Raw genomic sequence first — 7,413 nt, 5'->3', positions numbered from 1 at the left:
CGCGCCCCCCCCCCCCCGCGCCCCCCGGCGCGCTGGGGTTGTTCGGCGGGCCGACCCACCCCCCCCACCCCCCCCCCCCACGGCGGGGAGGCGGGGGTCAGTGCACGGGGTTCCACCCGTCGCCGCCCGCGAGGTACTTCTGGGCGGTGTAGTTCCCGGCCTGCGCGGCGGGCAGCTGCGGCCGGTCGGTCCCGCTCCCCGCACCCGGGCCGGTGTTGCGGTACTCGGAGAACCGAGCGTCCTTCCACGAGAAGCCCGACATGTCGGTCCACGGCGCCGGCTTGATCGCCGCGGGCAGCGACGTCTCGCGGATCAGGACCTGGGCGATGGCGTCCACGTCCCCGCTCGGGTGCCACGGCCGGCCGAGGTAGAAGCTCGCGTTGGCCGCCGAGCTGACCACCTTGCTGCCGGTGATCAGGAAGCCGTACGGGTTCGACCGCCGGGTGCTGGCCGCGGTCAGGAACCCGTTGTTGCTGCTCGAACCGCGGTCGAGCGCGGTGATCGTCGCCCGGTCGAACACCGCGGTGGCGCGGCCGAACATGAAGTCGACGTCACCGCTGATCGCGCAGGCGCGGTAGTACTGCCGGCCGACCGTGCCGACGGCCGCGGTGTCGGCGTACAGGGTGTCCTGGTGGCCGAGGAAGGTGACGTTGTCGAAGACCATCCGGTCACCGGTGGTCTTGACCGCGACCGCCTGCGTGTCCTTGATCTCCGGGTGGGCGTTGCGGTCGAAGGAGTTGCGGAAGGTCAGCGCGGTCGCGGTGAAGCCGTTCGCGGCGATCGTCGCGGTCGCACTGCCGGAGGTGCCGTACGTCGAGCCGTCGGGTTTCTTCGTCCCGCTGGCGTTGTCGTAGTCGATGACGACGTCGGCGGCCTTCCCGGTGGTCCCGCGCATCGTGATCCCGGTCTTGCCCGAGGACACGGTGATCACTTCGCGGTAGGTCCCGGGTTTGATCGAGATCGTGCCGCCCGCCGAGACCGCGTTGATCCCGGCCTGCACGGTGGTGTAGTTGCCGGATCCGTCCTTGGCCACGACGACGTTCGCCGCCGCGGCCGCTGACGTCGTCACAGTGGCCGCCAGCGACGCCCCGGCGAGCACCGACGCGACGAGCAGGGTCTTGAGCATGACGCCTCCACGGAGTGGAACGCGCCGGGGGTACCGGACGGCGGCCGGCACCCCCGGCGCGAGTCGGTTACTTGTAGGTGATGTTCGCCGCGGTGTAGAGGCAGTTCGTCGAGTCCGGGCCGCTGCCGATCTTCGTCGGCTCGCCGCTGGTCACGCCCTTGTACTTCGTGCAGGGCTCGATCTTGCGGCTGGAGTCGCCGACGATGGTGATCCTCGTCAGCTTCGCGGTGTCACCGTAGTTCGTGTTGATGCCGACCAGCGCCTTGCCGGGCACGGTGGCGGTGACGTTGTCCACGACGACGTTGCGCTTGTACTGCGTCTTGCAGTTGCCGCAGGAGCGGTACAGCTTGCCGAAGTCGTTGACCTGGAAGTTGCGGATGTACATCGTGCCGGGGCCGTTGTGCTGGAACACCTTGTCCGACGCCTTGCGCGCGCCGCCGCCGTCGATGGTCATCGTCTGGGAGGCGGAGGTGCCCTTGAAGGTCGCGGCGTCTTCGCCGACGTCCTCCCACCAGACGTTGAGCAGGGTGCAGGTGCCGAGGCAGTGCACGCCGTCGGCGGCGGGGTTGCCCAGCACGACGTTCTTCAGCGTGGTGCCGTTGGCGAGCTCGAAGATCGGGCCCTGGTCCTCGCTCTGGCCGCCGGTGCCGAGGTCGCCGGTGCCGTAGAACCGCTTGAGGCCGCCGTCGTAGGTGCCGCTGGTGACCTTGATCGTCTTCGGCACCGGCACGCTGGTGCTGGGGTTCGGCCACGAGGCGGCCGACGCGGTGGCGCCGGTGCCGACCGCCGCCGAAACGACGAGCGCGGCGACCGCCGCCACCCGGACGATCCGGGACATTGCTGGGGGAATCATTTCGTCACTCCCTGGTCTTGAGCTTCAATCGGCGCTGATGGAAAACGTCCGACCGGGTTGTGAAAGCGCTTTCTCGCCACCGAGTTTCGGGTTGCGGCCAAGCCGTGTCAATGTCGTTCGCCGCAGCGCCGCGCATGTCGCCCGGATGGTCGCCACCGGCGGCGCGTTTTCAGAAAACACGGACAGAAAACACCGCCTGAAAACGCCGAAACTGTCGAAGGTTTCAGCGCCCGGGACCGGCACCGGCAAGCACCAGCGCCGGGACCGCCCACGCCGGGTCGAGGCGTTGGACGAGGCTCGGCGTCCAGCCGACGTCCGCCCCGAGGTCCGGGTCGTTGGCCGTGTTGTATTCGGCCAGCAGGTCGACCGGCCGTGGCCACTGGTTGCCCTGCGCCACCAGCGTGCCGGTCGCGTGCAGCACGGTGCCCTTCCAGTAGTGCACCAGCTGCCCGAGGGGCAGCCCGGCCGGGATGCGGAAGAAGTTGTTCTCCGCGTAGATCCGGGACTGCACGCCGACGCCGAGGGAATAGGCGTAGGCGGCCGGATCCTGCACCAGGTAGAGGTTGTCGTAGACGTGCACCTGGCCGTACCGCACCCGGGGCGCGCGCTGCCCGATCTCGGAGAACAGGTTGTGGTGCAGGGTGACCCGCAGCTTCCCGACGTCGTAGGTGGGCTTGTCGGTGTTGCCGATCAGCATGGTCTTGTCGTGATCGTGCAGCCGGTTGTAGGACACCGTGACCAGGTCCGAGCCGTTCACGATGTCGAGCAGCCCGTCGTGGACCTCGTACTTGCGCCCGTAGTAGGACGGCTGCTGGTCGTTGCCGCCGTCGCTGAACTCGTTGTGGTCCACCCAGACGTGCGTCGCGCCGACCAGGTCGAGGTTGTCGTACTCGGAGTTCCAGTTCCCGTCGGCGGTGTCGAGGGGATCCCACTGCGGGAAGCAGTCGTGGGCGTCGGCGAAGTTCAGGTTCCGCAGGATCACGTTGTCCCCGGTGACGCGCAGGGTGAGCCCGTGCAGCACGGCGTGCCCGCCGAGCCCGACGATCGTGGTGTTCGGGCCGACGTCGAGCACGACCTGCTTCGCCTGGTTGGCCTGCGACCGCGCGCGGGCTTCCTCCAGCGGCCCCGACGGCGGCACTCTCCCCCAGGTCGCCGGGTCGTACGCCGCCAGGTACGCCGGGAGGCTGTAGGCCGGATCGGCGAAACTTTCACAGCTCGCCGGCCGGTCGGCGGCGTCCACATTGCCCTCGACGGTGCCGCGGACGTAGATGATTTTCGGGGCGCCCGGGTTCGCCGCCAGCGCGGCCGCGAGCTCGGAGCGTTTGCTCACCGTGTGGATGTCACCGGGGGCGGCGGCCGCGCCGCCGGTGGTCCCGGTGGTCGCCGCGGCCCAGCCGTCGTGCGCACCGAGCACGACCCGGCCGGGATCGCGGCCGTGCGCCTGGGCGGGTGCGGCGGTGAGCGTCAAACCGAGCAGGGCGAGGCACCCCGCGAAAGCTTTCCAGCGCATGTCGGCTCCTCTAGTCGGTGTCCTGTCTCGTGAGCACCCGCCTCGCGAGCCGGGCGAGCCCGGCGGCGTCCGGGGTGCCGTCGATGACGACGACGTGGTGGGTCAGGGTCAGTTCCTCGCCCGGTTCGAGCAGCCACGGCCGGTGGTAGGTCGCGGCGAAGCTGACCACGGGGAACGGCTCGGCGCGGACGTACCAGGCCGTCGGGTGGGCCGCGTTGTCCGGGCTGTCGGCGAACAGCAGCGTCGAGGTCCGCAGGCTTTCGTCGTGCTGCCCGGTGAAGGCGAGCCACGGCGCCCGGTGCCCCATCGCCTCGGCCGCGGCCTTCCCGTCCGACGTCCGGACCGTGCCGCCGACGAACGAGCGCGGCCCGCGCCAGAACAGCCCGCCGTAGCCGGCGGTGTCCCGCCCTTCGGTGACCGGGCTCCCCCACCGCAGCTCGTGGCCGCTGGTGTTGCGCAGCCGGCTGGACCAGGTGAGCGTCCAGTGGCCGCCGCGCAGCGAGACGTCGCCGAAGTGCAGCGTCCGGTGTTCGGTGAGCCAGCGCCGGCCGGCCGCGGTGCGCCAGGCCAGCTCGTGCCGCAGTTCGCAGTGCCCGCCGGCGTCGGCGATGCTTTCCCAGCGGACGTGGCCGATGGTGCCGTTGTTGTCGAGCGGGGTGTAGCCGCGGCCGCGCACGTAGGTGCGCCCGCCCCAGAAGTTCTCGCCCGAGAGGTGGGCCATGGTGAACTGCAGGCCGTTGTGCCAGGTGTGGTCGTGCGGCCGGACCGCCGTGACGATCTCCCCCGCGGTGGTGCGCAGCGGGTGCAGGTACGGCTTCGGCGAGTCCCCGGCCGGCGTCGGCGGCTCGACGACGTACTCGGCCAGCACGACGTCACCGAGGCGCACGCGCACCCGGCCGTCGCCCTCCTCGGTCACCGCCGGCGTGCCGTCCCCCACCGCGGCCCGGCTCACGCCGGTTCCCCGATCTCCCCCAGCAGCTCCTCGACGGACACGGACCGGCCGGTTTCCAGGGACCGGTTCGCGGCCAGCCCGGTGAGCAGGGCCTGCAGGCCGGCGTCGTGATCGGCCGCGCAGCCGAGCGCGTCCGGTCCGGCGTCCCCGAGCAGCTCGGCGAGCATCCGTTCGTCCCCGCCGCCGTGCCCGTCGCCCAGCTCCTCGTCGAGCACGACTTCGGGCGGCTCCCAGAGTCGTTGCACGGTCAGCCGGGCCCACCCCCGCTTCGGCACCGGCTCGGCGCCGGACGCGTACTCGTTCTCCCGGACGTCCAGTTCCAGCCGCCCTCCGCTGCCGGAGAACGCGACGCGGTAGCCCTCGCGCGGCGAATACGCGTGCAGGTGGTAGTTCAGCACCGCGCCACCGCGGTGGCGCACGAGTACCGACAGGTCGTCTTCGATGGTGACGCCGGGCGCGAACACGTCCTGGTTCCGGACGTAGCCGTCTTCCCGCGCGGCGTCGCGGTAGAGCGCGCGCAGCTTGGGCGAGGCTTCGAGATCCAGCGCGAACCGGTCACCGGCCGTGCGGTGGCCGGTTTTGTCGCCGTAGAAGAACAGCCGGCCCAGCGCGAACACCGTCTCGGGACCGCTGCCGAGCCACCAGTTGACGAGGTCGAAGTGGTGGCCGGACTTGTGCACGAGCAACCCGCCGGAGTTCGCCTTGTCCCGGTGCCAGCGGCGGAAGTAGTCGGCGCCGTGCGCGGTGTCGAGCAGCCAGCTGAACTCGACCGAGCCGACCGCCCCGATCGCGCCGGCGGCCAGCAGCTCCCGCACCCGGCGGTGCACCGGGTTGTACCGGTAGTTGAAGGCGACCCGCACCGAACGGCCCGTCTCGCGCCGGGCCGCCAGGATCCGCCGCGCACCCTCGACGTCGGTGGTCATCGGCTTCTCCGTGACGACGTCGCAGCCGGCCTCCAGCGCGGCGACGACGTAGTCCGCGTGCGTGTGGTCCGGCGTGCACACCACGACGACGTCGATGCGCTCCTTCGCCAGCATGGCGGTGAAGTCCGCCGGCCGGTAGCCGGGGATTTCCGTGCCCAGCCAGTCGTTGTGGACCCGCATGCGGGTCTCGTTGTGGTCGCAGAAGGCCGCTAGTTCGGCCCGCGGCGACGTGGCCAGGGCCCGGGCGAACAGCTGGGCCCGGGAGCCCAGGCCGACGATCGCGTGGCGTCGCACCGCCATCACCTCTTTCGTTCCGGTGAAGTCACGCCGGTCCAGGGCAGGGCGAGTTCGGAGAAGAGCGCGAGCCGCTCGGCCGCGGTGTCGACGGCCCGGTCGACGCCCGGCACGACGAAGTGCCGTTCGGGGCCGGTGTCCACCGCCCGGACCCATTCGGTGGGCAGCGGCAGCGGTTCGGGCGCGTCGCGGACCGCCTCGACCAGCGCGGTGAACGCGCGGGTGGCGGCCAGCGGGGCCAGCAGCGGCTCGCCGTCGCGCAGGTGCGCGACGAGGTTGGCCAGCAGGTCCCGCGGCGGCCCGATCGGTCTTTTCGCGTCCCCCACGAACACGAGGTCGGTCTTGTAGTGCCAGCGGATCCGGCCTTCGGTGCCGTGGACCAGCACGTACGGGTCGTGGTCGGCCTCGGCGTCGAGCGTGGCCGCGACGACGACGCCCGGCGCACCGGCGAAGCTCAGCCGCGCGCAGGCGGTGTCGTCGGACTCGATGTCCCGGGCCCGGTACAGCTCGACGGCGGTCCGGTCCGGCAGGACCTCGGCGGTGCCGTTGACCAGCAGGGCGGTCGCGACGGCGTGGGCGAACGGGTTGGTCAGCGCCCCGTCCACGACGGGCTGCCCGCCGACCCGGCGGCGGCCGGCCCATTCGGCGCGGGCGAAGTACCGGTCCCGCCGGATCCACGCCCCGGCGGCGGCGACCCCGGTGACCGTGCCGATCTCCCCGGCCTCGATCGCCGCCCGCACGACGGGGACCGCGGCGGAGCCGAAGCTCTGGAACCCGGTCTGGCAGGCGCGGCCGCGAGTTAATTCGGTGAGTTCGCCGAAGGCCGCGAGGTCGAGCACCGGCGGTTTCTCGACGAGCAGGTGGCAGCCGGCGGCGAGCGCGAGTTTCGCCAGGGGCAGGTGGGTGTGCGGCGGGGTGGCCACCACGGCGATGTCCGGGGTGGTGCGGGCGAGCAGTTCGGCCGCGTCCCGGGTGATCACCGCACCTCCGGGCAGCAAGGCGCGGGCGTCTCGGGAAGGTTCGCGGATGTCGCAGGCGCCGGCCAGCACCAGTTCGCCGCGGTCGTGCAAGGCGCGGGCGCGGCGCAGGTGCTGGCCCGCGTAGCCGGCCATGCCGAAGACGACCACCTCCGGCGTCATCGGCGGCCGCCGGTCGCGACCGCGGCCAGGGCGAGCGGCCCGGCCACCACGAGGGCGAGGATCGGCAGCATCCAGACGAGCAGGACGGCGAGACCGGCGGCGACGGCGAGCAGCAGGCCTCTCGCCGGCGAGGCCGCGGTTTCCCGCGCCGCGGTTACCACGGCCCGGAGCCAAGCGCGCCCGCCCGGCAGCGGCGCCCCGGTCTCCCGGCGCCCGGCCGCACCGCCGCCGGTGGCCACCACCTCGCACGTCCGCACGGCGACCACCGCACCTGCCACCGCGAGCAGCCACAACGCCGGCTTCAGCACGCCGGCCCCCGGCATCGAGGCCACGACCTCCAGATCCACCGCGAACACCACGATCGTCGCGAGGCAGCCGAGCCCGAACAGGACGCCACCGCGCGCGGCCTCGCGGAAGTCCGCCCAGAACGTCGTCCACAGTGGACGGCCGATGTCATGGCGGGTCCGGTCGAGCACGCGGCAGCCCGCCACGAACGCCGGGGCCGCGGTCACCACCGGCACCGACGCCAGGGCGACGAGCAGCCCGGCCAGCAGGCAGTCGGAGAAGTCACCGAGTCCGGCACGCCAGTTCGTCCGCACGGTTGCGCTGCGCATCG

The 7,413-nt window shown here is 72.2% G+C and carries 7 protein-coding genes; all 7 read right to left on the bottom strand.

Annotated elements, in window-relative coordinates; all coding sequences use genetic code 11:
• Positions 1-97: 97 nt before the first annotated feature.
• The 7 genes from AB0M30_RS40190 to AB0M30_RS40160 all read right to left on the bottom strand — a co-directional run bounded on the left by AB0M30_RS40190 (position 98) and on the right by AB0M30_RS40160 (position 7,411).
• Positions 98-1,126 carry a pectinesterase family protein gene (locus tag AB0M30_RS40190; protein ID WP_364595594.1) on the bottom strand — a complete coding sequence of 343 codons (1,029 nt, stop codon included), beginning with the start codon at positions 1,124-1,126 and terminating at the stop codon, positions 98-100.
• 67 nt (positions 1,127-1,193) lie between these two features.
• Positions 1,194-1,964 (bottom strand): pectate lyase, encoded by a 771-nt coding sequence (locus AB0M30_RS40185; protein WP_360186211.1) that lies wholly within the window; start codon positions 1,962-1,964, stop codon positions 1,194-1,196.
• A 238-nt stretch (positions 1,965-2,202) separates the two neighbouring features.
• Positions 2,203-3,489, bottom strand: coding sequence for a pectate lyase (locus AB0M30_RS40180; protein ID WP_364595592.1), 1,287 nt, complete (start codon positions 3,487-3,489; stop codon positions 2,203-2,205).
• A 10-nt stretch (positions 3,490-3,499) separates the two neighbouring features.
• Positions 3,500-4,441 carry a PmoA family protein gene (locus AB0M30_RS40175; RefSeq protein WP_364595590.1) on the bottom strand — a complete coding sequence of 314 codons (942 nt, stop codon included), beginning with the start codon at positions 4,439-4,441 and terminating at the stop codon, positions 3,500-3,502.
• Entirely contained in the window at positions 4,438-5,664 is a 1,227-nt protein-coding gene (locus AB0M30_RS40170) for a Gfo/Idh/MocA family oxidoreductase (protein WP_364595587.1), read from the bottom strand. Before AB0M30_RS40170 ends, AB0M30_RS40175 begins: the two co-directional genes overlap by 4 nt.
• Entirely contained in the window at positions 5,664-6,797 is a 1,134-nt protein-coding gene (locus AB0M30_RS40165; protein WP_364595584.1) for a Gfo/Idh/MocA family oxidoreductase, read from the bottom strand. Before AB0M30_RS40165 ends, AB0M30_RS40170 begins: the two co-directional genes overlap by 1 nt.
• A complete protein-coding gene (locus AB0M30_RS40160) occupies positions 6,794-7,411 on the bottom strand; it encodes a DUF624 domain-containing protein (RefSeq protein ID WP_364595581.1) in 618 nt (205 codons plus the stop codon). The genes AB0M30_RS40165 and AB0M30_RS40160 overlap by 4 nt, the downstream gene beginning before the upstream one ends.
• Between the last annotated feature and the right edge of the window lie 2 nt (positions 7,412-7,413).

The sequence above is a fragment of the Amycolatopsis sp. NPDC051716 genome (assembly GCF_040681595.1).
GTDB lineage: Bacteria > Actinomycetota > Actinomycetes > Mycobacteriales > Pseudonocardiaceae > Amycolatopsis.
The sequence above is the reverse complement of the archived record's forward strand: the minus strand, read 5'-3'. Positions and strand labels throughout refer to the sequence as shown.